This is a genomic window from Duganella sp. OV510 (assembly GCF_900100205.1).
In the GTDB taxonomy this organism is placed as follows: Bacteria; Pseudomonadota; Gammaproteobacteria; order Burkholderiales; family Burkholderiaceae_D; genus Rugamonas.
Genome location: NZ_FNEQ01000006.1, coordinates 1 through 25668, shown reverse-complemented (window position 1 = coordinate 25668; position 25668 = coordinate 1). Strand labels below are relative to the sequence as shown.

21 protein-coding genes are annotated in these 25668 nt (G+C 62.3%); 11 read left to right on the top strand and 10 right to left on the bottom strand.

Annotated elements, in window-relative coordinates; all coding sequences use genetic code 11:
- Nucleotides 1–34 precede the first annotated feature (34 nt).
- From BLS51_RS16610 to BLS51_RS16600, 3 genes are all read right to left on the bottom strand, one after another.
- Nucleotides 35–982, bottom strand: a complete 948-nt coding sequence (locus BLS51_RS16610; RefSeq protein WP_090184779.1) for a glycoside hydrolase family 43 protein — start codon at nt 980–982, stop codon at nt 35–37.
- A 16-nt stretch (nt 983–998) separates the two neighbouring features.
- Nucleotides 999–2351: an MFS transporter gene (locus BLS51_RS16605; RefSeq protein WP_090185901.1), complete on the bottom strand. Its 1353-nt coding sequence runs from the start codon at nt 2349–2351 to the stop codon at nt 999–1001.
- Nucleotides 2352–2424: 73 nt separating this feature from the next.
- Complete coding sequence (locus BLS51_RS16600) at nt 2425–5067, bottom strand: TonB-dependent receptor (RefSeq protein ID WP_090184776.1); 2643 nt, start codon at nt 5065–5067, stop codon at nt 2425–2427.
- A 241-nt stretch (nt 5068–5308) separates the two neighbouring features.
- On the opposite strand from BLS51_RS16600, the gene BLS51_RS16595 reads away from it, so the two are divergent.
- The 3 genes from BLS51_RS16595 to BLS51_RS16585 are packed head-to-tail and all read left to right on the top strand — an operon-like array spanning nt 5309 to nt 9466.
- Entirely contained in the window at nt 5309–7411 is a 2103-nt protein-coding gene (locus BLS51_RS16595) for a TonB-dependent receptor (RefSeq protein WP_175472601.1), read from the top strand.
- 13 nt (nt 7412–7424) lie between these two features.
- The gene (locus BLS51_RS16590; RefSeq protein ID WP_229207614.1) at nt 7425–9155 is read left to right on the top strand and encodes a PepSY-associated TM helix domain-containing protein; all 1731 of its coding nucleotides are present in this window, start codon (nt 7425–7427) and stop codon (nt 9153–9155) included.
- Complete coding sequence (locus tag BLS51_RS16585) at nt 9152–9466, top strand: DUF3325 domain-containing protein (RefSeq protein WP_229207613.1); 315 nt, start codon at nt 9152–9154, stop codon at nt 9464–9466. Before BLS51_RS16590 ends, BLS51_RS16585 begins: the two co-directional genes overlap by 4 nt.
- Here the strand turns inward: BLS51_RS16585 and BLS51_RS16580 are convergent.
- A complete protein-coding gene (locus BLS51_RS16580; RefSeq protein ID WP_090184773.1) occupies nt 9444–10946 on the bottom strand; it encodes an AMP nucleosidase in 1503 nt (500 codons plus the stop codon). The genes BLS51_RS16585 and BLS51_RS16580 overlap by 23 nt on opposite strands.
- Nucleotides 10947–11072: 126 nt before the next feature.
- On the opposite strand from BLS51_RS16580, the gene BLS51_RS16575 reads away from it, so the two are divergent.
- From BLS51_RS16575 to BLS51_RS16560, 4 genes are read left to right on the top strand one after another with little or no spacing between them, the layout of a single operon-like run.
- Nucleotides 11073–15152 (top strand): Pls/PosA family non-ribosomal peptide synthetase, encoded by a 4080-nt coding sequence (locus BLS51_RS16575; protein WP_090184770.1) that lies wholly within the window; start codon nt 11073–11075, stop codon nt 15150–15152.
- A complete protein-coding gene (locus BLS51_RS16570) occupies nt 15149–15730 on the top strand; it encodes a 4'-phosphopantetheinyl transferase family protein (RefSeq protein WP_090184767.1) in 582 nt (193 codons plus the stop codon). The genes BLS51_RS16575 and BLS51_RS16570 overlap by 4 nt, the downstream gene beginning before the upstream one ends.
- Nucleotides 15731–15786: 56 nt before the next feature.
- Nucleotides 15787–16512: a polysaccharide deacetylase family protein gene (locus tag BLS51_RS16565; RefSeq protein ID WP_090184764.1), complete on the top strand. Its 726-nt coding sequence runs from the start codon at nt 15787–15789 to the stop codon at nt 16510–16512.
- The gene (locus tag BLS51_RS16560; protein WP_229207612.1) at nt 16509–17051 is read left to right on the top strand and encodes a YdeI/OmpD-associated family protein; all 543 of its coding nucleotides are present in this window, start codon (nt 16509–16511) and stop codon (nt 17049–17051) included. Before BLS51_RS16565 ends, BLS51_RS16560 begins: the two co-directional genes overlap by 4 nt.
- Before the next feature lie 22 nt (nt 17052–17073).
- On the opposite strand, the gene BLS51_RS16555 is transcribed toward BLS51_RS16560, so the two are convergent.
- Genes BLS51_RS16555 through bla form a run of 6 tightly spaced genes read right to left on the bottom strand, consistent with a single transcriptional unit; the run spans nt 17074 to nt 20361 of the window.
- On the bottom strand, nt 17074–17649 hold the full coding sequence (locus BLS51_RS16555) for a DUF6624 domain-containing protein (protein WP_139168716.1): 576 nt from the start codon (nt 17647–17649) through the stop codon (nt 17074–17076).
- Complete coding sequence (locus BLS51_RS16550; RefSeq protein ID WP_139168715.1) at nt 17636–18133, bottom strand: GNAT family N-acetyltransferase; 498 nt, start codon at nt 18131–18133, stop codon at nt 17636–17638. The genes BLS51_RS16555 and BLS51_RS16550 overlap by 14 nt, the downstream gene beginning before the upstream one ends.
- Nucleotides 18130–18531: a GFA family protein gene (locus BLS51_RS16545; RefSeq protein WP_090184754.1), complete on the bottom strand. Its 402-nt coding sequence runs from the start codon at nt 18529–18531 to the stop codon at nt 18130–18132. Before BLS51_RS16545 ends, BLS51_RS16550 begins: the two co-directional genes overlap by 4 nt.
- The gene (locus tag BLS51_RS16540) at nt 18531–19268 is read right to left on the bottom strand and encodes a hypothetical protein (RefSeq protein WP_090184751.1); all 738 of its coding nucleotides are present in this window, start codon (nt 19266–19268) and stop codon (nt 18531–18533) included. The genes BLS51_RS16545 and BLS51_RS16540 overlap by 1 nt, the downstream gene beginning before the upstream one ends.
- The gene (locus BLS51_RS16535; RefSeq protein WP_090184748.1) at nt 19265–19483 is read right to left on the bottom strand and encodes a DUF7661 family protein; all 219 of its coding nucleotides are present in this window, start codon (nt 19481–19483) and stop codon (nt 19265–19267) included. Before BLS51_RS16535 ends, BLS51_RS16540 begins: the two co-directional genes overlap by 4 nt.
- Nucleotides 19480–20361, bottom strand: a complete 882-nt coding sequence (bla, locus tag BLS51_RS16530; protein WP_090184744.1) for a class A beta-lactamase — start codon at nt 20359–20361, stop codon at nt 19480–19482. Before bla ends, BLS51_RS16535 begins: the two co-directional genes overlap by 4 nt.
- Before the next feature lie 106 nt (nt 20362–20467).
- Here bla and BLS51_RS16525 point away from each other — a divergent pair, with 106 nt between their 5' ends.
- The 4 genes from BLS51_RS16525 (at nt 20468) to BLS51_RS16510 (ending at nt 25528) form a co-directional block, all read left to right on the top strand.
- Nucleotides 20468–21970 carry an FAD-dependent monooxygenase gene (locus BLS51_RS16525; protein ID WP_090184741.1) on the top strand — a complete coding sequence of 501 codons (1503 nt, stop codon included), beginning with the start codon at nt 20468–20470 and terminating at the stop codon, nt 21968–21970.
- Between the two features lie 78 nt (nt 21971–22048).
- On the top strand, nt 22049–23887 hold the full coding sequence (locus tag BLS51_RS16520; RefSeq protein WP_090184737.1) for a DUF885 domain-containing protein: 1839 nt from the start codon (nt 22049–22051) through the stop codon (nt 23885–23887).
- 49 nt (nt 23888–23936) lie between these two features.
- Nucleotides 23937–25196, top strand: coding sequence for a D-amino acid dehydrogenase (locus BLS51_RS16515; protein ID WP_090185882.1), 1260 nt, complete (start codon nt 23937–23939; stop codon nt 25194–25196).
- An 11-nt stretch (nt 25197–25207) separates the two neighbouring features.
- A complete protein-coding gene (locus tag BLS51_RS16510; RefSeq protein ID WP_090184734.1) occupies nt 25208–25528 on the top strand; it encodes a tetratricopeptide repeat protein in 321 nt (106 codons plus the stop codon).
- Nucleotides 25529–25668 lie beyond the last annotated feature (140 nt).

Here is a 25668-nt window from a genome sequence, read left to right as displayed (position 1 = left end):
TGTTCTATGGGCTCCGGCTTGCGCCGGAGCGACGTTATGCTATCGATGGCTTGCCGAACACCGGCATGCCCTGCTCATCCCATTTAAGCGGCTTCACAAACGTGTGACGGTCCGGATTCCACAGCGGGTCGCCGATAATTTCGGTGTAGGTGCGAGCATGATAAACCAACATCACGGTTTCGCCATCATCCGCTACGGTGAAGCTATTGTGGCCTGGACCGTAGACTTTGTGGTCGAAGCAGGTTTGCAGCACGGGTTCTTTCCCCTTGGTCCACGATTTCGGATCCATGACGTCGGCGTTTTCGTCCGCCCACAGCAGGCCCATGGCATAGTTCTCATCGGTGGCGCTGGCCGAATAGCTGAGGAAGATCTTGCCGTTCTTTTTCAGGATCGACGGACCTTCGTTGACCCAGAAACCGCGAATCTCCCAGTCGAATTCCGGCTTGGTCAGCATGACCGGCGCACCGCCCAGCTGCCATGGCGTTTTCATCGGCGCGATGTAGATGTTGGAGTTGCCTTCGATGGCGTTGTCCTTTTGCGCCCACACGTAGAACAGCTGCCCCTTGTGGGTGAAGGTGGTGGCGTCCAGGCAGAAGGTGTCGATACCGGTATCGATCTGGCCCATGAACTCCCACTCGCCTTCCAGCGGATTGGCGTTGGTGTTACGAATCGCGTACATGCGGTGCTGGAACAGCTTGTACTTGATCTCGCGGCTAGGTGCGGCGGCGAAGTAGACGTACCAGGCGCCGTCGTTGTAGTGCAGCTCCGGCGCCCAAATCAGTTCGCTGTACGCACCAGTGTCCGGCTTGTGCCAGACATCGACCTTCTCGGCATCCACCAGACCTGCGATGGTTTTCGCGCGGCGCAGTTCAATGCGGTCGTACTGCGGCACCGAAGCGGTAAAGTAATAGTAGCCGTCGGTGTGACGATAGATATGTGGATCGGCGCGCTGCTCGATCAGCGGAGTGAGTACGTTTTCCATTTCATCTTCCAAAAAATTAGACTGCCACATGAGCCTTGGCTCCCATCTGCTCTTTGACCTCGCCATAGTATTTATCGTTGATACGATATTTGAACATCAGCAGGCCCATCACGGTATGGAAGAAACCAGGTATCAGTGTCAGCATCAATACGATACCGTGCATGGCGAACGCCGTCTGCTCCTGATTCGGATGGTATTCGAAATATGTCAGCAGCAGGCCCACCAGCGCGCCGGCGATACCCATGCCGGCCTTTTGGCAGACGGAGATACCGCCGAAGGCGAAGCCGGAAACGCGCTTGCCGGTTTTCAGCGTGCCATAGTCGATGGTCTCGGCGATCGCCGACCAGAACACCGGCGCGTGCAGGTCCACCACGAAGGACAGCAGGAAGTACAGCGCGAAGGCCAGCGCCACATCGCCCGGCTTGACCAGGAAGTACATTGCCACGCTGATCACGCCAACGGCGATCTGCGTCCAGCGGAACAGCTTGACCTTGCAATAGAACTTGGTGATCCAGGTCGAGGCGACCATCGACAAGATGGCAGCCGCCACGCCGGTCGACAGGAAGGCCGATACCGTTTCGGTATTCGCGCCCAGGTAATACTTGGCGTAGTAGATGGCCACCGAACCGCGCACCACGTAACCGATGGTGCCGACCACGCAGACCCCGCACAGGATCAGCCACTGGTCATTCTGCGCCAACACCTTGATCTGTTCGGTCAGCGGCTGGCGTTGCACCTTGTGCACCACGCGTTCCCTGGTGGTGAAAAAGCAGAACAGGAACAGCACCACGCCCATCGCGGCCATCACGCCCATTGCGGCCTGGTAGCCGACGGCAGCATTGCCGCCGCCCCAGCGCTCGGACAGCAAGGGCACCACCACCGTCACCATGAAGGCGCCGACCTTGGCCAGGAACAGGCGGTAGCCGTTGGCCGACAACACCTGCTGCGGGTCATTCGACAAGGTGCTGGGCAATGAAATATACGAGACGCCGACGCCGGAGGTCATCAGTGTCATGATGATGTAGGTCGAGTAGGCCCAGATCAGCTTTGCGCTGTAGCCCCAGTCGGGAGTAGAGAAAACCAGGAAGACGCTCAAGCCATAAGGTACGGCGAGGAACAGCAGCCACGGGCGGTAACGTCCCCAGCGCGTCATGACGCGGTCGGTGATCTGACCCATCACCAGGTCGCTGGCAGCGCCGATGATCTTCACCAGCACGAACAGCAGCGCCAGGTCGGTGGTGGCCAGGCCATACACGTCTGTATAAAAGAAGGTGATCATCAACATCATCGACGAGATCACCACGTTCAGCGCCATGTCTCCTGCACCGAATCCGATCTTCTCCAGCACCGGCATTTTTTGATTTGACATCTTGATTACCTCAATGTGCGAGGCCGCGCCCTCGCTCAAGCGGGGGACGCGGCCGTATGAAACTACAAACTACTTAGATCTTCCAGTTCAGGAACAGACCAACCGAGCGATCATAACGACGAGTGTCACGCGGGTACAGCGATTTATTGCTCCAGTAGTCGGTGTACTTGAAGTTCAACAGGTTGGCGCCGGTCAGCGTGATCGACGTGCTCTCATTGATCTTGTAGCCCAGCGAACCATCCAGCGACGACATCGGCGACGCGATCAGATCCAGGCCCGTATCGCTGTCGTTGTACACCTGAGTGAACTTCGAGCGCCAGTTGTAAGCCAGGCGGCCCGAAATGCCATTCTTCTCATACAGCGCCACCAGGTTGTACGACCATTTCGACATGCCGGCGAACGGCTTGCCGTTGGCGACGTTGCCAACCACGGACGAGGAAGTAGTCTTGCCTTCGGTGTAGGTAGCATTCGCCTCCACACCAAATCCACCCCACCAGCCAGGCAGCTTGTCAAAGAAGGTGCGGTACGATACCTCGGCGCCTTGCAGGTAGCCGTCATCGGTGTTGAACGGACGCGTGGTCAGGTAGGTCTCGCCATTGAACACCTCTTTGGTCTGGGTGTTCATGATGTAGCCCTTGAACTCGTGACGGAACAGCGCAACGCTGGCCATGCCGGTCGACGAGAAGTACCATTCCAGCGAGCCGTCGTAGTTACGCGCGGTGAACGGCTTCAGGTCCGGGTTGCCGCCCGATGCGGTCGGGTCGACAGTGGCGCTGGCTTTCACATACGCGGTGCCAGGATTCAGCTGGGCGAAATCAGGACGGGTCAGCGTCTTGGTCACCGAGAGGCGGCCAATCAGGTCATCGCGCAGTTGCAGCTTGAAGTTGGCGCTCGGCAGATAGGTGGTGTCGCTGCTCTTCTTCGAGGTCAGCACATAGCTGGTGCCCACCATCGAATTACCCAGCAGGTTGGAGTCGGTCTTGGTGACACGCATGCCAATCACGCCATCTACCGGAATACCGGCCACTTCCCAGCCCACGTGGGCTTTGCCGTACAAGGCGTAGTTCTTCTCTTCGTCGGCGAAGTACGACCCTGGGTCCAATGCACGGGCAGCGCTCGAACCGGTGACGGCATTGCGTACATCGGCGGTATTGGAAATCAGGTAGCTGGCGCAAGGCGTGTACCACGACGTAGTGCCCCAGTTGTTCGACATATCGGCGGTGCAGTTCAGGCCCGGCAGCGTGCTGACGCCCACGCCAGGCAGCGCGGCGGTCGAGCCTTCGAAGGACTTGATCGAATCGGCGCGACGCTTGGCAACGCGGGTGCCGAAGCTGAAGTCCTTGAAGAAGCCATCGCTTTCCAGCGCATAGGTGCCGTCGGCGCGCCAGTCGGTCGAAGAGCCGGTGTCGTGGCCATAACGGTCGAACAGTGCATTGAACTGGTAGTTCTTCGGATCGTTCAGGTCAATGCCGCCGTAGGCAACGTTGGCCGAGCCATTCAGATTGGTGTTGACGCTGGCATTCGGCACGGTGGTCAGCGTATCCAGAATAGGATTCTGCCAATCGAAGCGCGACAGTGTGCGGGCGATCTCGGTGCTCAGGCGCAGGCCCGGCGCGGCGTTCCAGCGGGCGCCAACAGCGTGCTGCTGGGTCACGTTGTCCTGACGATTGGCCTGGGTCGACATGATGGTGTTGACGTTGTGCGAATTCAGCGTCTGCAACTGGTTCGAGCCAGGAATCTTGGTGCCGCTCATGGTGTCGCCAGGGCCCCACCATGGCAGCGCCACCAGATAGTCAGTCTCGAAATTACTCAGGAAATGGGTACCCAGGCCTTCGGCATAGACTTCCAGGTCCTTGTTCGGCTTCCATTGCAAGGCGTAGTTGCCGGCGGCGCGGCGACGGTCGCCTTCGATATTCTGCAGGCCAAGCAAGTCCGGGCCGGTCAGGTTAGGCAGCAACCAGCTCTTGTCGATCGGCTTGGTGTTGAAGACGCGCTCTTCCGAATAGTGATTACGCACGTACGACACGCCGAACAATGCGCCGAATTCGCCGATGTCGGTCTTCCAGCGGTTCGAAATCATGCCGCTCAGGTTAGGGTCGGTGCGGCTGGCCAGCGAGTTATTGGTGGCGCCGCCATTGACCACGGCAGTGAAGCCCTTGAAGTCGAACGGACGGTTGGTGCGCACGTCGATCACACCGGCGATGCCGCCGTCGATCAGGTCCGCGCTCTGCGATTTGTACACGTCCACGCGTTGCAGCATGGTCGATGGAATATCGGCCAGCTGAATATAACGGCCGGTGGTGGTGAACAGCTCACGGCCATTCAGCATGGTGGCGATGCCGGGCAAGCCGCGGATCAGCACCGTGTTGGCTTCGCCGCCATCGCGACGCACCTGCACGCCGGTGACGCGGGCGATGGTCTGGCCGACGTTTGTATCCGGGAACTTGCCGATGTCATCTGCAACGATGGAATCGATAACGTTATCGGCATCCTTTTTAATCTTTTGCGCGCTTTGGGCTGCGCGGCGCACGCCGGTCACGGTCACCGTCGCTTCTGCCGCCACTGGCGCGGCTTCTTCGGTAACCGGGGTGGTTTCTTGCGCTACAACCGGGAATGCGCTCAACAGGCCAGCGGCGGCCAGGACGGCGACGCCGGATTTAAGGACGAGGCGATGCATCGCCTGGGACTCGGTGGCCCCGGATACGGTGTGTTTCATAAGTCTCCAGTGTGTCGTTTTTCTAGAGAGCTGCGTCAAAGCAGCCTTCTGGAGCCAAATGGTAGGGGCTGGCGCGCAAACAAACCAATCAATTTTTTAGGGTTTTTGATATCGAAAAAGGTATGACTACCACACTGCGAGTCAGCCGATTGCGTTGTTGACAACGGCAAAGCCGATAAATGATAATGATAGACATTCTCATTTGATTCAGGAGCCCGCAGTGCCTCAGCACCAGTCCACCATGTTACGATTCCGCCCCCTGTTTGCCGCCATGCTGGCCGGCCTGAGCGCACACGCGCAGGCGCAAGAGCAAGAGACGCCAATTAACAACGCTGTTGTCATTTCAGCCTCGCGTTCCAACATCGAGGTGGACAAGGCGCCACAAACAGCAGTGGTCATCAAGCGCGAGGACATCGAACGTCAGCTGACCATCTCCAGCAATTCCTCTGATGTGCTGAGCAACATCCTGCCCTCCTATACGCCCAGCCGTGGCAAGATGAACGGCTCCGGCGAGACGCTGCGCGGCCGCACGCCGCTGATCCTGATCGACGGCGTGCCGCAATCGAATCCGGTACGTCCTACCGGCCGCGAGGCGCATACCATCGACTACGCCATGGTCGACCGCATCGAAATTATCCAGGGCCCAAACGCCATCAACGGTCTGGGCGCCACCGGCGGTACCATCAACATCATCACGCGCAGACCTGAAAAAGGCACGCTGAACCAGCGCATCGACGTTCAGGTAACCGCGCCAACCACCCAGGTGGAAGGCGAGACGCTGAACTACAAGACCAACTATCGCCTCGACGGCCGCCTGGACAAGCTGGACTATCTGTTCGCCGTCGGCTACGAAGACCAGGGCTTGTACCTGGATGGCAAAGGCCGTGCCATCGGCGTCGATGTCACCCAGGGCGACCTGATGGACTCGCGCAGCTATGACGTGCTGGCCAAGCTGGGCTACCGGCCGGACAACCGCCAGCGCCTGCAATTCTCCGTCAACCGTTACCGCATCAAGTCCAAGGCCAGTTACGTCGGCGTGGCCGGCAACCGCACGCAGGGCATTCCATCAACCTCGCGCGAAGGTACGCCACCCGGCACGCCGGCCTGGAACGACGTCTGGACCTCCAGCGCCAGCTACCAGCACGACGACCTGGCCGGCATGGAATTGTCGGCGATGGTGTTCAACCAGGAGTTCGTCGGCCTGTTCGGCGCCGACAATTCAGCCACCTTCCAGGACGTGACCATCGCCCCGCGTGGCACGCTGTATGACCAGTCGCGCGCTGTGGCGTCCAAATACGGCAGCAAGCTCGGACTGAGCAAGGCCGGACTGCTGGACGGCCGCCTGAAGCTGACCATCGGTTTCGACAGCCTGTTCGACCAAGGCAAGCAGGATATGTATGGCACCGGCCGCACCTTCGTGCCCGAGTCGAAATACAGCAACCTGTCGCTGTTCACGCAAGCCGAATACAAGTTGCTGGACTCGGTGATGCTGCACGCCGGCGTACGCCGCGAAAACGCCGATCTGAAAGTGGATACCTACCGTACGTTGGCCGCTTATAACAATACCCTGGTCCAGGGCGGCAAGATCAAGTTCAATGAGACGCTGAATAATATCGGCCTGGTGATCACGCCAGTGCGCGGCGTCACGCTGTACACCAGCTATTCCGAAGGCTTTGGCCTGCCCGACATCGGCCGCACGCTGCGCTCGATCAACACGCCGGGCCAGAGCATCAGCAGCCTGCGCGCGCTGGAGCCGATCCTGACCAAAGGCGCGGAACTGGGCGCCCGCGTGCGCCGCGATCAATGGGAGCTGGACGCGTCCTACTACCGCTCCGACTCGGACTTCGGCACGCGCGTGGTATCGGTCAACGGCCTGTTCTCGATGGCGCGCGAGAAGACGCGGCTGGAAGGCTATGACGCCAGCGCCACCTACCGCTTCAGCAAAGCCCATCGCGCCAGCCTTGCCTATGCCTATACCAAGGGCCGCTACGACAGCAACAGCGATGGCAGCCTGGATGCCCGCCTGGATGGCCTGAACGTCGCGCCGAACCGCGTGATCGCCAACTGGAACGCCAGCTGGAGCGACAAACTATCGTCCTTCATCCAGGTACAGCATGCGTTCAGCCAGAATTTCGACGATGCGGCCAAACGCTTCAGCGGCTACACGCTGGCCGACGCCTCGCTCAACTACAAGCTCGATCAGGGCGCGCTGCGGCTGGGCGTCTCCAACCTGTTCGACAAGGACTACATCACGTATTACTCGCAAAGCGCGCTGGTCGAGCCGACCCGCTACTTTGCCGGCCGTGGCCGCACCGTCACGCTGGGCTATGCGCTGAAGTTCTGATCAGGGAAACACCATGCAACGCAAGCCGACGCCACGCCTGTTGCTGTTACTCGCCGCCGTTCCAGGGGCCTATCTGCTGTCCGCGCTGGCGGTGGGTGGCATCGGCGCGGCCCTCGCATGGGCCGGCCTGGCGCGCCCGGAAGCGGTGGTGCTGGGCGCGATGCTCGGCTTCGTCATCTGCCTGACGGCGCTGCTGTGGGGCTATCGCACAGCGCTGGGATGGCTGCACACCTGGGCCGGCGTGGCGCTGGGCGGCGTGCTGTTCGCGGTGTTCTGGATGGGGACCTTGAGTGTCTTCGATCGTGAAATCGACCGCTGGATGATGCCTGCCACCCGCCTTCAGCCAGCGCCGCCGCAGTTGTCACTTGACCGCATCGCTGCCGCTGTGAAGCCAGCGGTGCCAGCCAAGGCATCGCAATGGCGGGTTGACCTGCCGACCGATCGCGTGCCGGTGCTGCGGTTTACCTACAAGGCCGGCGCCGACGAAGCGCCGGTGCGTCAGCTCGATCCAGCACTGTTGACGCTACTGCCAGAGCCGGGCAGCCTGGGTGCCAGCGGTTTCATTTTTCCCTTCCACTATGGCCTGCACCTCAAATGGCTAGACCTGGGCAAATGGATCGTCGGCCTGGCCGGCATGGCGATGCTGGTGTTGCTGGTGTCCGGCGTCATCATCCACAAGAAGATATTTGTGCAGCTCTTCACCTTCCGCCCGCACAAATCGCTACAACGCAGCAGCCTGGACCTGCATAACCTGACCGGCGTGCTAGGTCTGCCGTTTCACTTCCTGATCACGCTGTCAGGGCTGATCATCTTCATCACGATTTACTATCCGCAGGCGCATACCAGCGTCTACGGCGACAACAAGGCCGCCTTCAGCGCCGAGGCCTACGGCAAATTCTCGCGCCCCAAGGCCAAGGCGCCGGGCACACTGGGCTCGATCGACGCCATGGTCGCGCGGGCCGAACAGGAATGGGCCGGCGGCCGTCCCTACTTCGTGCGCGTCTGGCATCCCGGTGACGCCAACAGCTATGTCGAGTTGCGGCGCTCCTATGCGCACGACGTCACCATGAACCTGGACCAGATCTATTTTGACGCCGCCAGCGGTGCGATCCTGAACCGTTTTGAGGCCGGACCGGTCATGTCGGTCCAGCGTTTCATCTCCGGCATGCACTTCATCCAGTTCGAGCACTGGCCGCTACGCTGGCTATATTTCCTGGCCGGCCTGAGTGGCTGCGTGCTGATTGCCACCGGCTTCCTGTTCTGGCTGGAAGCGCGGCGCGCGCGGCACGCCAAACGCGGCCTGGCCGGCGTGCGCGTAGTCGAAGGCATCGCCGTCGGCAGTGTGACGGGCATCCTGATCGCCACGCTGGCACTGTTTGCCGCCAACCGGCTGTTGCCGGCAAACGCCAGCCTAGCCAGCGCCGACCGCGCCTCATTGGAAATGTGGGCATTTTTCCTGACCTGGCTGGCCACCCTGGCACATGCCTGGATGCGCGGCCGCGCCGCATGGCGGGATCAGGCCTGGATCATCTGTGCCGGCGCCCTGGCCTGCGTGGCCTTGAACGCCATCACCACCGGCGATCACCTGCTGCGGACCATCGTGGCCGGCCTGTGGGCGGTGGCAGGCATGGATCTGATGCTGATGCTTGTCGCCGCGCTGGCCGCCCTGGCGGCGTGGCGCCTGCGCGTGCCGGCCGGCGCTGCACGCGCAAGCGCCAGCATCGCATTGGAGGGCAGCCCATGAGCACCCTATTGTTACTGCTGGCCGGCGCCGCCAGTTACGCTGGTTTCGCCGGCCTGGCGCTGGCCATGCCGGATTCCTGGGAACGCGCCGGCGGCGAGACTGCTGCCCATGCACACCACCGCCTCCGCCTGCGGATCGGCGGCGTAGTCTTGCTTGCTGCATCCCTGGCTGCCTGCCTGTGGCGCGACGGTCCGGGCTTCGGCGCCCTGCTATGGGGCACATTGCTGACTGCGGGCGCCATTGCCGTCGCCTTTACGCTGACCTGGCGCCCGCAGCTGCTTGGCAGGCTTACTGGAAGGCGACCTCGGTAAAGCTACGCAGCTTGCGGCTGTGCAGCTTGTCTACACCCAGCGCCCGCAGCAGCTCCATCGCGCGGATGCCGATGCGTAAATGCTGATCCACCCGATCGCGGTAAAACTGGTTGGCCATGCCCGGCAGCTTGATTTCACCATGCATCGGCTTATCGCTTACGCACAATAACGTACCGTAGGGAACGCGGAAACGGAAGCCGTTGGCGGCGATGGTCGCGCTTTCCATGTCCAGTGCAATCGCCCTGCTCTGGCTGAAACGGCGCTCCGGCGTACGTTGCGGCATCAGCTCCCAGTTGCGGTTGTCGGTGCTGGCGACGGTCCCGGTGCGCATCACGCGCTTCAAGTCATGACCGGTCAGCTGCGTGACCTCGGCCACTGCGGCCTCGATCGCCACCTGCACCTCGGCCAGCGGCGGGATCGGCACCCACAGCGGCAGGTCTTCGTCGAGCACGTGATCTTCGCGCACATAACCGTGGGCCAGCACATAGTCGCCCAGTTCCTGAGTGTTGCGCAAGCCGGCGCAATGGCCCAGCATCAGCCACGCGTGCGGACGCAGCACGGCGATATGGTCGGTGATGGTCTTGGCATTGGCCGGGCCGACGCCGATGTTGACCATCGAAATACCAGTGCCGTCGGCGCGGATCAGGTGATAGCCCGGCATCTGCGGCAGGCGTGGCAGCGGCGAACCGTGGGCGTCGCCCGGTTCCACCGCCTGCCCCACGCGGCGCATCACCAGGTTGCCTGGTTCGACAAAGGCGATGTAGTCGTTGCCAGGCTCATTGGCGGGACTGGCCATCAGCTCATGTCCCAGCTTGATGAATTCGTCGATGTAGAACTGGTAGTTGGTGAACAGGACAAACTTCTGGAAATGCTCGCACGAGGTGCCGGTGTAGTGCCGCAGGCGCTGCAAGGAGTAGTCGACACGCGGCGCGGTGAACAGCGACAGCGGCTGCGCCTCGCCCATCGGTGGCTCGTGCGTGCCGTTGGCGATGCCGTCGTCCATGGCCGCCAGGTTGGGCAGGTCGAAGACGTCCCGCATCAGCAGGCGGCGCTCGGAGGTCAGGCTGCCTTCAATATGTTCATGTTCGGCAAACGAGAAGTGAATCGGAATCGGCTGCGCGCTGACACCGACTTCGATCTTGACGTGGTGGCTGCCGTGGTTCTTCAGCAGCAGCTTGAATTGCTGAAGATAGTATCGGGCAAACAGGTCGGGCCGGGTCAGCGTGGTTTCAAAGGTGCCAGGACCGGCAACAAAGCCGAAGGCCAGACGCGAGTCTGCGCGGGCTACGGTGTCCGTATGCACGCGCACAAACGGGTAGCAGGCGCGCACATGGTCACCGATATTTTCGCCGGCGACAAAGCGTTTCATGGCGTCGCGCAGATAGGCGATATTGGAGTCGTAAATCGCCCGCACCTGGTCGAAAGCGGCGTCGGCGTCGTCAAACTGCATCGGGGCGATGAATGGTCGGGTGGAAGACATGCTGCTCCTTCAGTTTTGGCTCGTATTTCCTATTGTAAAGGCTGTAAGCAGAACTTGCATTCTCACTCTAGGGGAACGATCTGCCGTACCGTACAATGACGCTCTGACACCAATAAAAGTTCCCGCATGACTCAGCCAGCAACACCGCATTCCGACGTTCTTTTTGGCCCACAGCAGGAAAGCCTGCTGCGGGAGGAAATCCTGGCCGATCTGCTGGAAGCTACCGCCGCACGCGTGCCGGACCAGCGTGCGCTGATTTTCGGCGACCGTACGCTGACCTATCGCGAACTGAATGCGCAAGCGGACCTGGTCGCGGCCCGGCTGATTGCCGCCGGTGTGCAGCCGGGCCAGATCGTCGGCCTGTGGCTGCCGCGCGGGATCGAGCTGCTGGTGCTACAGGCGGGCATCGCCAAGGCCGGCGCGGCATGGCTGCCGGTGGATGAGGATACCCCGGTGGAGCGCCTGCAAGTCTGCCTCGACGATGCGTCCGGCGCCGGCGTGCTGACTTGTGCCGCCTTCGCGCCACGCCTGGCCGCGCTGGGCGAATTCGCCGCCTCGGGCCGTCCGGTGTGGACCGCCGAGGCGCTGCTGGCCGTTCCCGCCGCCGGCGAAACGCTGCCCCGCCGTGGTGCGGTGTCGCCGGATGTTCCGGCCTATGTCATCTACACGTCCGGCTCCACCGGCAAGCCGAAAGGCATCCTGATAACCCAGCGCAGCATCTGCCACTTCCTGCGCAGCGAAAACGAAGTGCTGGGCGTGACCGGCGCGGACAAGGTGTATCAGGGCTTCTCGGTCGCCTTCGACATGTCGTTCGAGGAAATCTGGATTTCTTATCTGGTTGGCGCGACGCTGTGGATCGGTCCCAAGGAAATCAGCGGCGATCCGGAGACGTTGCCGCGCATGCTGGAGCAAAACCACGTGACCGTGCTGCACGCGGTGCCTACGCTGCTCGCATTGTTCAACCAGGAGGTGCCGAGTCTGCGGCTGATTAATCTCGGCGGCGAAGCCTGTCCGGAATCGCTGGTCACGCGCTGGTCGCGCGACGGCCGGCAGATGTTCAACACCTATGGCCCGACCGAAGCCACCGTCTCCGCCAGCCTGGCGCGCCTGCAACCTGGCTATCCAGTCACCATCGGCCGCCCGTTGCCCAACTACGGCCTGCTGGTCATCGACGCCAACACCGATCCCGCCCCAGCCGACGCGATGGCGAGCGTGGCCGCTGGCGCGCCAGCAGGCCCGATCCTGCGTCTGCTGGCGCACGGCGAGGTCGGTGAATTGTGCATCACCGGTCCCGGACTGGCTGCCGGCTACCTTGGCCGCCCCGACCTGACGGCCGAGAAGTTCCTGACCAATCCCTGGTCCACCGGCCCGCACGATGCACGCCTGTACCGCACCGGCGATCTGGCCCGCATCGGCCCTGACGGCGAAGTGACCTGCCTTGGCCGCGCCGACGACCAGGTTAAAATCCGCGGCTTCCGCGTAGAACTCGGCGAAATCGAAGCGCTGCTCGCGCAGCACCAAGGCGTAGGCACCGTCGCCGTCCTGCTACGCAAGGACGACGGCATCGACCAGCTGGTCGCCTACCTGGTCGCCGACACCGGCATCACACTCGATCCGCGCGCCTTGCGCAACGCCCTGGCGGAAAAACTGCCACCCTACATGGTCCCCGGCCGCTATGAAATGCTGGACGCCATGCCGCGCCTGACCTCAGGCAAAATCGACCGCAAGACGCTGAAAGCCACGCCGCTCAGCGCCCCATCAGCCGGCAGCGCCGAAGACTCCGACCTGCCCGAAACGCCCGCCGAAGCTGCCCTGTTCACCGCATTGGCAGCCCTGTTCCCCGGACAGGCCATCCTGCGCAACGCCGACTTCTTCAGCGATCTTGGCGGCCACTCCTTCTTCGCCGCCCGCCTCGCCTCCTCGCTGCGCGCCGACCCGCGCTACGCCCACATCACCGTGCGCGACATCTACCAGCAGCGCCAGATCGGCAAAATCGCCCAGGTGTTGAGCGAAGCGGCCGGCGCCAGCGCCGAAGAACAGGACTGGACACCGCCATCCACACTCAAACGCTGGCTCTGCGGCGTCGCGCAAGCCGCCGCCATGCCGCCGCTGGTCACGCTGCGCATGGCGCAATGGCTGGCGCCCTTCTTCACCTACCACTTCTTCACTGGCGATCCGGGCGACTCGGTGGGTCGCGCCATCGCCGCCTCGGTCGGCGTGTTCCTGCTGGCCACCATCGGCGAATTCGCCATCGCCATCATCGGCAAATGGCTGATCGCCGGCCGCCTCAAGGCCGGCACGTATCCGCTTTGGGGACTCACCTACTACCGCTGGTGGCTGGCCGACCGCCTGGTCGAATCCGCGCCCGCTTATCTGTTGAGCGGTTCATCACTGAATGTCTGGTGGCTGCGCGCACTCGGCGCCAGGGTCGGCAAGGATGTCACCATCGGCTCGATGACGCTGCGTTCTCCGGACCTGCTGGACATCGGCGACCACGTCAGCATCGGTAACGCCGTCAACTTCGAAAACGCCCGCGTCGAACGCGGCCAACTACACCTGGGCCGGATCACGCTGGAGAAGGACGCCTGCGTCAGCTCCTTCGCCATCATGGAGGGCAATACGCGCGTCGCCGCACTCGGCCACCTCGAAGGCCAGTCCGCGCTCAGTGACGGTGGCGTGGTGCCGGCAGGCCGCGTCTGGGCCGGCTCGCCGGCGCGCGATGTCGGTGCTTTCGACACCAGCAAGCTGCCACCACGTCCATCGGTCAGCGCCGCCCGCCAGGCCGGCGAAGCCGTGTTCTTCGTGCTCGGCATCCTGCTGATCGTTACGCTGTTCTTCATGCCGGTGTTCCCGAGCTTCGTGCTGATCGACTGGTTCGACGAAGCTGGCTGGATGCCGTGGCTGCAAGGCGACGACATGCGCATCCAGCTGCTGCGCTACTTCGTGCTGGCCTTCCCTGCCAGCGCTGTGCTGATCGTGCTGACCGCGCTGCTGTCGGCCGGCATCCGCTGGAGCGTGCTGCCGCGCCTGAAACCGGGCCGCTTTCCGGTCCACGGCAACACTTACTGCGCCAAATGGCTGGTCAGCCAGATTCAGGAATCGAGCCTGAACGTCCTGCACGGCATCTACGCCACCGTATTTGCGCCCTACTGGTATCGCCTGCTCGGCGCCAAGGTGGGCAAGGACGCCGAAATCTCCACCGCGCTGGGCGTGGTGCCGGACATGCTGACGCTGGGCGACGAAACCTTCATCGCCGATGCCGTCATGCTGGGCGACGAAGAAATCGACGGCGGCTGGATGACCATGCAACCGACAGTGATCTCGCACCGCAGCTTCGTCGGCAACGGCGCCTACATCCCGGACGGCACCACCTTGCCAGAACAAGTCCTGATCGGCGTGCACTCGCGCGCGCCGGACAACGCCCAGATGAACAATGGCGACACCTGGCTTGGCTCCCCGCCGATCAACCTGCCGGCGCGCGAGCAGACCAGCGGCTATCCGGAGCGGCTGACCTTCCATCCATCGCCATTGCGCCGCCTGGGGCGCGGCCTGATCGAAGCCTTCCGCATCGTCGCGCCGCACGCGCTGGTGATCGCGGTCGGCTACACGCTGGTGCTGGCGGTGATGCCGGCGGCAGGTGCCGGCCGCTGGGGCGAAGTCATCTGGGACCTGACAGTGGCTGGCCTGATCTACGGCGTTGGCAATTACATCTTCGTGGTGGTGCTCAAGTGGCTGCTGCTCGGCCGCTATCGCAAGCAATCGGAGCCGATGTGGACACCGTTCGTGTGGCTGTCGGAAGCCGTCACCAATCTGTATGAAGGCATCGCCGTGCCGAATTTCATGCGCTACCTGCGCGGCACGCCATGGCTGCCGCTGGCGTTCAACTTCCTCGGCACGCGCATCGGCAAGGGCGTCTACATGGACACCACCGACATCACCGAATTCGATTGCGTGCAAATCGGCGACAACAGCGAACTGAATGCGCTGACCTGCCCGCAGACCCACTTGTTCGAAGACCGCGTGATGAAGATCGACCACGTCATCATCGGCGAAAAGGTTTACATGGGACCGCGTGCCGCAGTGCTGTACAGCGCCGCCGTCGGCAACAACGCCCGCCTTGGTCCGCTGACGCTGGTGATGAAAGGCGAAACCATCCCCGCCAACGGCAACTGGGCCGGCTGCCCGGCCGCTCCGGTGCGCAAATGAAAGCGCTGGCCGTCCACCGCTGGCCCGGCACCACGCCGGTGCCGCAGGACGGCTTGTTCGCGATCCTGATCTCGACCGGTGCTCCCACCGCGCCGGACGCAGGCACGCACCGCGATGCCGCCCGCCGCCAGTTGCGCCACGCCGCATGCGAGGCCCTCGCAGCAGTGCTGTGCATCCCGGCTGATGACATCAGCATTGTGTCCCGCCCCGGCCAACCACCGTCTATCCTGCTGGGCGGCCATGCCAGCACCATGGGTATCTCCCTCAGCCACGACGACCATTACTCGCTGGCCGCCATCAACCTGCAAGGCCCCGTTGGTGCGGACATCCTGCGGGTGCAGGATATCCCCGACTGGCAAGCAGTCGCCCGCGACTACCTCGGCGCGGCGCTGACAGAAGCCTTGCTGGCACTATCCGCAAGCGAAAGGCCACAGGCCTTCTCACAGGCATGGGCCAACCGCGAAGCCCAGCTCAAACTGGAAGGACGCCACCTGGCCGAATGGACCGCGTCAACCACCGCAAGCGAAGTACGATCGCTTATACTCCCAACGGGGATAGTCGGCGCGCTCGCCACATAAAACACCAAAATCAGCATGACCACTCCCTTCAACCGCCGTAAAGCAAGGAGACAAGCATGATAAGAGCACTACTGCCAATGCTATTGATATCAGGCGTCGCAAGCGCCGCCGAATGTGGCCCCGACAGACTGCAAACCGAGCGCACCATTGTCCTTAAACGTGAAGGCGCGGCTTACGGCGCCCACCAGCATACCGCGCTGTCACTGGCGAAAGGAGAAGTTGTCCTCACTTTTGACGACGGTCCTTCGCCGGAAAATACGCCGCTGGTGCTCAAGGCATTGGCGGATCAATGCGCCAAGGCCACCTTCTTCATGGAGGGCCGCAATCTACGCCGGTCGCCAGAGCTGGCGCGCCGCGTGGTCGGCGAAGGCCATTCGGCCGGCATCCACAGCGACACGCACCCGAACCTCTCGACGCTAAGCTCTGAACAACAGCTGGACGACCTGACGCGCAGCCGCGCCGCTTACAAAGCCGTCTTCGGCAGCGAAACGCCGGCCTACCGCTTCCCCTTCCTGGAAGAGACGCCCACCATGCTGGCCGCGCTCAAGCAAGCCAACATCACCGTCGCCTCGATCGACCTTGGCATCAACGACTGGATACCTGAAGACACCACCGCCGTCCTCGCCCAACGCCTGAACGAAAGTCTCGACAAAGCTGGCCGTGGCATCATCCTGATGCACGACGCGAACGGCCCTACCGCCAAAGCCCTGCCGACGCTGCTGAAAGTCCTCAAGGACAAAGGCTACAAAGTGGTTCATCTCGAATGGGAGCAAGCACCATGAACTGGGAAACAGAGTTCGCCGCGCTGCGCGCGATCATCAGCAGCTGCGGGCTGGAAGAAACGGTAAAGTGGGGGCAACCCTGCTTCACGCTGGATGGCCGCAACGTGGTGCTGATCCACGGTTTCAAGGAATACTGCGCGATGCTGTTCTTCAAGGGCGCCATCATGAAGGACCCGAAGAACATCCTGATCCAGCAAACAGAAAACGTGCAGGCCGCGCGCCAGATCCGATTTACCAGCATCGACGACATCAAACGCCAGGAGAAAACTTTAAAAGCCTACGTCAAGGACGCCATCGCGCTGGAACAATCCGGCGCCAAGGTAGAACTGAAGAAGACCGCCGAATTCTCCTTCCCGGAAGAACTGGAGCGCAAGATGGACGAGGTCCCCGCCTTGCGTGCCGCCTTCGAACAATTGACGCCCGGCCGCCAGCGCGCCTACCTGCTACACTTTTCCTCGGCCAAGCAGGCCAAGACCCGCGAGTCCCGCATTGAAAAGTGCGTGCAGCGCATCCTGGACGGCAAGGGCATGGACGACTAGACAGTCTCCGTTCCGAAACTGATCAGTGTTCGCTAAAAGGTGGCAAACCCATTTTCTTGCGGCGCGCGTTGAGGTTGTCCGGATCGGCGATAGGCGCCACCCTGTTGCTGCCATATTCAAACTCTGTGCCGTAGAGTTGCGGTTTTCCCTGCTTGACCAAAATCCGGTCTACCAACCAAGCGAATTTATTGCTGGGTATCTCGCCACGTTCGTTGGCAGCCTTCACGAAGTCAAAGTGCTTCAGTTGGTAGTCCAGTGGGGCGTGCTGGATAATGATGAAGGCCGAGAATGCCGCGCGCTTGCCATCCAGTTTTCCCGGCCAGCCGCATTTGGCTAGCAGCCGGTCCAGCTCTCGCTGATTGGCTTCGTCGATGTCCGAGATTTTGATTTCAAGCTGCTCTTTCTCGTTCGGATCAATTGTTTGTTTGCGATGCTCTGATTCGAGGATCTTGATGTAGCGGCCTCTCAGCGCCTGATCCTCACTGTGCATCTGCGCGTATTTTCTGGCCAGCGCGGTTTTCTCGCATTCATCGGCGTGCGCAAATATCGGGAGAAGTAGCGATGCAAGCACCAATGCGCACGGGCTAACGATTTTCATTGTTGATCCATTCCATCTTCTGCACCTGAATATGAGGATGGCTCTCCAGCGCTTCCCACTGAGGCAGGAAGGTGAAGCCTAGTTTTTGGTAGAAGGCTGACGCGCGGGCGTTTTCAGGGGAAACGTCGAGCAGCACGCGCTGGCAGGCGTTGGCGATGGCGTCTGCTTTCACTGCGGCGACCAGACGCGTGGCGGCAGTTGTGCCGCGCTGCGATGGCGCTACCCACATGGCGATCAGTTCCAGCACTTGGTCAGCCTTGGGTAGATGGGCAATGATGCCGACTGCCTGCTGGTCCTCAAATGCCAGGATATAGCGCGCTGGGCCACGACCGGCGGCGCGGTCGCGCCACGCGTCATCGCTGTAAGCGGCTGCGGAGGTGTAGGTAACACCGAAGGCTGTTGGCGCATCCTGCAGGGCCGCCAGGCGCACGCGTTTCAGTTCTTGCCAGTCTTCCTCGCTGGTGTAGCGGATTGCCAGGGTCATAGATACCGTGTTTCTTGAGGCGGAGTTTCCCAGTTATCGTTTTTGCCGTCGAGGTAGGTGATGGGCGCCGTTGCGAGTTCTTCCTCGCTGACGTCGTCCAGGCACGTGACATTGACTGCATAAAATTCGCCCCAACGTGGCGACTGCCCGATACCGAACGGGCGCACGCCGCAGTGGCGGCAGAACAGATGCCTGTCTCGCTTGGTGAGGAACTGATACAGCGTCAGCTCACCTTCGCCCGACTTCAGGCGGAACGCTTCGGGCTTGACGATCGCCGGCCAGAAACGCGCTTTGATGCAGATGGAGCAATTGCAGCGCAACGTCCCTTCACTTAAATCGATGTCGGCTTCAAAGCTGACCGTGCCGCAGTGGCAGCTGCCGTGGTAGGTTTTCAGCATCACGTCTCGCTCTCTGCGAGATAGTTACCTATCTCGCGATTCATCAAACCAGGTTCGGCCATTTCGCGCTGTGCCAGTGTGCGCAGCGCTTCGCTTTCCAGTCCGGCCAAGGCTGCCGTATGCAGAGCCAGCGCTTCAGGCTCGCGCCCACGGCTGCGGCGCACGGCCATCAGCAGCGTGACGCTGCGGACAAAATTGAATAGCTCGGCCCACAAGCGCGGCGCCTGCCCGCGCGGTGGATACAGCGGAAATTCGCGCGCCAGATCATTCAGCCTGCCGAGATCCGCCAGCGGATCGCCAAGATAGCTTTCGGCCAGCGTGTAGTCACCCACTTCCACCATCGCCGGCACGACGCTGAACGCGCTCCGGCGTGCTACATCAGGCGCGATGTCGAGCAGCTGTTTGAAGGTGTCATAGCTTGAGCGGCTGTCATTCAGTTTTTGGTTCATATTGAGGACGACCTGGAAGCGCGAGCGCGGCCACACTTGATCACTGGCGCCGAAAGTTAGTTCTCCCGTCAGCAAACGCGCGCGCTGTGCATCGCGCACCCGTATCATCGCCTCGCGTGCAGGAACATAGCCGTCGTTGAGCATTAAGTGCCATTTATACGTCACGATAAAGTCCAGCTCCGGCTCCCCCTCGCCGGAGGCAGCGAGCTCGAATGCCTCCAGTATCAAACGCAGCGCTTCGTCATAGCGCCCCTCGTCGTAGGCCGCACCGATCAGATCCGTGCTCATGACAACTGAACCGCAGTATTGTTGCGCGGTGTGGCGTCTTCGTGAAACAGATCGGCGAGATAGTCGCACAGGCCATCGGCGGCGACATCGCCGGGAATGACGAAGTCCGCCGGGCGGCGTTTGCCTTCGGCGCCGAAGTAAAACGCGCGCCATGCCCCCGGTTGGCCGCTGACGGCGATGAAGGAGCCAAAAATCTTGAACCTGAACTCTTTCATTTGAACGCCTCGATAACGACCTTGGCGACTTCGCCATGGATCTCGGCACGGTACTTGTCGTCCTTGTTCGGCTGCGTGAGATACACCGCCAGCACGATGGGCGCTTTACCCGCAGGCCAGATCACGGCGATGTCATTGACGGTGCCGTAGTCGCCGGCCCCGGTCTTGTCGGCGACCGTCCAGCCAGCGGGCACGCCGGCACGGATGCGCGTGGCGCCGGTGGTGTTCCCGATCATCCAGTCCTTGAGCTGGCGACGCTGCGATGTAGGCAGGCTCTCGCCCAGCACCAGCTTTTGCAGCGACAGCGCCATCGCCAATGGCGTGGTGGTGTCGCGCACGTCGCCTGGCAGCGCGGTATTTAACTCCGTCTCCCAGCGGTCGAGGCGGAACTCATTGTCGCCGATGGAGCGTGCGTAAGCGGTGACGGCAGCCGGGCCGCCGATCTGCTTCATCAGCAAGTTGGCGGCGGCGTTGTCGCTATATTGCAGCGTAGCCTCGCACAACTCAGCCACCGTCATGCCGTCCGCCACGTGCTTGCCAGTCACCGGCGAGTGCGGCACCAGATCGCCCTTGTCGTACTGGATGCGCTTTTTCGTCAGCGCGGGCTCGCGCGACAGCACGGCTGCCGCCAGCATCATCTTGAAGGTGCTGTACAGCGGGAAGCGCTCGTCAGCGCGATGCAGTATCTGGCGGCCGTCAGCGGTATTCAGCGCCGCCACACCGAGCCGGCCGCCGGACTCCTTCTCCAGCCGCGCCAGCAACGCCGGCGACGACCACGGCGTGGTGGCCGGCGCCTGGTCCAGCAGATCGGCTGCGCGCGCAAGCGGCGTGCAGGCCAGCGCCAGCATCAGCGCACGACGGGTTGTGAAATCGCTCATCGGACCAGGTATCAAAGTTAAGTAAAAATAAACATAACACAGCGTGGCAAAAAAGCCAACCTCCAACCGGGCGCGCCGCAATTTTCCGTGGCAGTAGACTCGCGACATGGCTACTCAAGTGCTCATCGTCGGCGCCGGTCCCACCGGTTTGGTGCTTGCCATTGCACTGGCAAGACGCGGCGTATCCGTTCGCATCATCGACAAGAACAGCGAGCCAGGACTGGCCTCGCGCGCCATGGCGGTGCATGCGCGCACGCTGGAATTCTACCGCCAGCTAGGCTTTGCCGACGCGGTGATCAATCAGGGCATCAAGATCGAAGCCATCCATCTGCGCGAACATGGTGAAGAGATCGCCGAACTGCCATTGCACGACATTGGCGCCGGCCTCAGTCCCTATCCCTTTGTGCTGGCCTACCCGCAGGACGACCACGAACGACTGCTGACCGCGCAGCTTCAGGCTGAAGGCGTGCAAGTGGAATGGAACACCGAACTGGAATCCTTCACGCAGGATGAATGGGGCGTGCGCGCCGTGCTGGAGTCGAACGGCGAGCGTCACGCCTGCAGCAGCGTGTACCTGTGCGGCTGCGACGGCGCGCGTAGCCGCGTGCGCGCATCGCTGCAACTGGAATTCACCGGCGGCACCTACAAGCACCTGTACTACGTGGCGGACGTGCAGACCAGCGGCCCGCCCAACCGCGATCTGATCGGCCACCTGGGCGCCAACACCTTCGCGCTGATGCTGCCGGTGCGCTCGCGCGGCATGCAGCGCCTGATCGGCATCATGCCGGAGGACGCGCCCGAATATCCAACCTTTGAAACCATACGCCCGACGCTGGAGCCGCTGCTCGGCATCCAGGTGGAACAGGTGAACTGGTTCTCCACCTACCGCGTGCACCATCGCGTGGCGTCGCGCTTCCGCGTCGACCGCAGCTTCCTGGCCGGCGACGCCGCCCACCTCCACAGCCCAGCCGGCGGCCAGGGCATGAACACCGGCATCGGCGACGCCATCAACCTCGCGTGGAAGCTGGCCCACGTGCTGCAAGGCCGCGCCGACCTCGCGCTGCTCGATACCTACGAGGCCGAGCGCATCGTCTTTGCGCGCAAGCTGGTCATCACCACGGACCGCGCCTTCCAGCTGATCGTCTCGCAAGGCACTGGCGGACAATTGTTGCGCAGCTGGCTGCTGCCGCATGTGTTCCCGGTGCTGAGCGGCTTTGCCGCCGCGCGCCGCACCTTGTTCAGGACATTATCGCAAGTGCTGATCCACTACCCCGATAGCGCGCTGAGTGGCGGCCGCGCCGGAGAAGTCATCGGCGGCGACAGGCTGCCGTGGGTGCCGGACAATTTCACGCCGCTGCAAACGCTGGACTGGCAATTGCATGTCTACGGCAAAACCGATCCGCTGCTAGCCGCCACCGCGCAGGCGCTGCGCCTGCCCTTGCACGCCTTCCCGTGGAGCGAAGCGGCCGAGCACGCAGGCCTGCTGGAGGATGCCGCCTATCTGGTGCGGCCGGACATGCACGTGGCGCTGGCCCTGCCGCGCCAGGAGGTGGATGTATTGCGGGACCTCGCGGCGCGCCTGCAACTACGCTTCAGCGGCGATAGCTAAAAGCCATTGACATCCCGCCGCAGGGCAAGCTAAGGTCAGCATCGCGCTGATTCTTTACTTACCCATTCAAAGGATGCCATGACCAGTTCCCGCCGCGATTTTCTGCTGACCGCCCTCTCCGCCGCCGCTGCCGGCGCCGTCCCCACCCTGGCCTGGGCCAACGACACCGACGCCGCCTTCAACAAGCTGCTGGCCGATATCGCCGAGGAAGTGCTGGTACTGTCGCCAACCAGCGCCACCGGCCTGGGTCTGGACAAGGACCAACGCGCCGGCCTGAAATCGCGCCTGGAAGACCTGTCGCCTGCTGGCGAGGCAAAATGGGCTGATGAGGTGAAATCGATCGAAGCCCGCCTGCGCACCATCGACCGCAAAGCGCTGAGCGCCGATGCACAAGCACGCTACGACACCATCGCCTACGCCGCCGAATCAGGCAAGCAAGGCGTGCGCTTCCCGTTCGGCGGCGCCGCCAGCGGCTTCTTTGGCGGCACCGCGCCCTTCCCTGTCACGCAGCAGGATGGCGCCATCACGCGCGTGCCGGAATTCCTCGATTCGCAGCACCAGATCAGCAACGCCGCCGATGCCGAAGCCTACATCGCCCGCCTGCAAGGCCTGGCGAAAATGCTGGACCAGGAAACCGCGCGCATCGCCGAGCAAGCCGCCAAAGGCATCATGCCACCGGACTTCATCTGCAAGACCGCGCTGGGCCAGTTAAAGGATTTTCGCAAGACCGCAGCCGCCGAGCAAAAGCTGGTCACGTCGATCAGCGAGCGCACGAAGAAGCAAAACATCGCCGGCGACTGGCATGCACGCGCCCTGAAACTGGTAGAAGGTTCGATCTATCCAGCGCTGGAACGCCAGATCGACACCTTCAGCAAGGCCGCCACCAAAGCCACCAACGTCGCCGGCGTACACCGCCTGCCAGATGGCGCGGCCTACTACGAGTGGGCGCTGCGCCTCGGCACCTCAACCACCCACAGCGCCAAGGAAATCCACGCCATCGGCCTGGAACAGAACAAGCAGCTGCAAGCGCGCATCGACGCCATCCTGAAAAAACAGGGCATCACCAACGGCACCGTGGGCCAGCGCCTGCTGGCCTTGTCGAAAGACCCGTCGCGCTTCTACGCCGACAACGACAAGGGCCGCGAACAGCTGATCGCCTACTGCAATGACCGCATCGCCGACGTGCGCAAGCTGATGCCGCAGATTTCGCACCTCGACCTGAAAGTACCGCTGCAAATCAAGCGCGTACCGGTCGATATCGAATCCGGCGCACCGCTGGGCTATATGAACTTCGCCTCGCTGGACGGTTCGCGTCCGGCTATCTACTACGTCAACCTGAAGTCGACCACGCTGTGGCCGAAGTCGGAACTCGCCACGCTGACCGCGCACGAAGGCCTGCCAGGCCACGCCTGGCAAGGCGCCTACCTGGCCGAGCACCATGGCGAACTGCCGCTGATTTCCTCGCTGATCGGCTTCAACGCCTTCATCGAAGGCTGGGCGCTGTATGCGGAACAGCTGGTGGACGAATTCGGCCTGTACGCCAACGATCCGTTCAGCCAGATCGGCTATCTGCAGGCGCAGCAATTCCGCGCCTGCCGTCTGGTGGTGGACACCGGCATGCACGCGATGAAATGGACACGCGAGCAGGCGATCCGCTTCCTGGTCGAGAACACCGGCCGTGGCCAGCAGGCGATGACCAGCGAAATCGACCGCTACACGGTATCGCCGGGCCAGGCCTGCGGCTACAAGATGGGCCACAACGAAATCATCCGCCAGCGCGACCGCGCCAAACAGGCGCTGGGCGGCAAATTCGACCTGGCCGGCTTCAACGACGCACTGGTGCAAAGCTGTGGCGTGCCGCTGACGGTGCTGCCATCGGTGATCGACCGTTACATCGCTAAACAACAGAAGGCATAAAAATCCTTTTGAGGGGCCATGGTTTTCTTGTAAGATTGTTATGTACATCATGAAAACCATCGCCATCATCGGCGGCGGCGTCACCGGCGTGACGACCGCCTATGCCCTCGCCAAGCGCGGCTTCGCCGTCACCCTGCTGGAGCGCCATCGCTATGCGGCAATGGAAACCTCCTATGCCAACGGCGGCCAACTGTCGGCCTCCAATGCCGAGGTATGGAATCACCGCTCGACCATCAGCAAGGCCCTGCACTGGATGCTACGCCGCGACGCGCCGCTGCTGGTGCACCTGCATCCAACCTGGCACAAGCTGTCCTGGTTCAGTGAATTCATCGGCGCCATGCCGCAGTATCACGACAACACCATCGCCCTCGCCCGCATGGCGGTCGGTGCGCGCCAGCACCTGTTCCAGTGGGCCGACGAAGAAGGCATACAGTTCGACCTGAAACAGCAAGGCATCCTGCACCTGCACCGCGACCGCGAGGAATTCGAACACGCGGTGGCAGTCACCCGGCTGCTGGAACGCGCCGGCGTGCCGCGCCGCGCGGTCACGCCGGAAGAGATGCGCACCATCGAACCGGCGCTGCAAGGCGATTACTACGGCGGCCATTACACCGAGAGCGACAGCAGCGGTGACATCCACAAATTCACCACCGGCCTGGCCGATGCCGCACAACGCCACGGAGCGCAGTTGCGCTACAACCAGCAGGTGGTGCAGCTGAATGCCGGCAGCGCCGGCGTGGACGTTACCATCATGCAGGGCGACGGCGCCACAACCAGCCGCTATGACGCGGTGGTGATCTGCGCCGGCGCCGCCAGCCGCGACCTCGCCGCGCAAGTGGGCGACAACGTCAACGTCTATCCGGTCAAAGGCTATTCCGTCACGCTGCAATTGGACGATGTGGCCAGTCAGCAGGCGGCGCCGCAGGTAAGCCTGGTCGACGACACCGTCAAGCTGGTGTGCAGCCGGCTGGGGACGGACCGTTTGCGCGTGGCCGGCACCGCCGAGTTCCACGGCCATAACCGCGACATCCGCGCCGACCGCATCGCGCCGCTGACGGATTGGGTGCAGCAAAACTTCCCGGATGTCAGCACCCGCAACATCACGCCTTGGGCCGGCTTGCGGCCGATGATGCCGGACCTGATGCCACGCGTCGGCCCCGGCAAAGCGCCCGGCGTGTTCTACAACACCGGCCACGGCCACCTCGGCTGGACACTATCCGCCGCCACAGCGGAAACCGTCGCCAGCGCTATCGCCGCCAGCATGGACTCCGCCCAAACGCAAATCGCCTCGCCCCTACAGCTGGCATAAACAGGCATCGTATGAAGAAATCCATTTTCGCGGCTGCCGCACTGGCGCTGACCTTCACCGCATCTGCTGCCGAGCCGACAGTCGAAGAAGTATATGCCGCCGCCTCAGCAGGCAGATACGCTGAAGCCCAAACCTTGATAGAGCAAGTGCTGAAAGCGCATCCAAACAGCGGCGCCGCCTATTTCGTTCAAGCTGAACTACTCACAAAACAAGGCAAATTCGCAGCCGCACGAGCAGCCCTGAACAAAGCCGAAGAGCTTTCCCCAGGCCTGCCAAAAGTGAAGCCTGAAGCCCTGAATAAATTGCGAGCCGTATTGGCGCGCACTCCTTAAATTGGCCAAGTAGTTTTGACTTAGCGCCCAACGGCCGGCTGCTGACGCCCCATTGCGGACATTTAGATGGTGACCGCGCTTCATACGAAAGCGTGACTCTCGGCATGGCTCCCACTCGCAAGAAACGTAGTACATCTCAT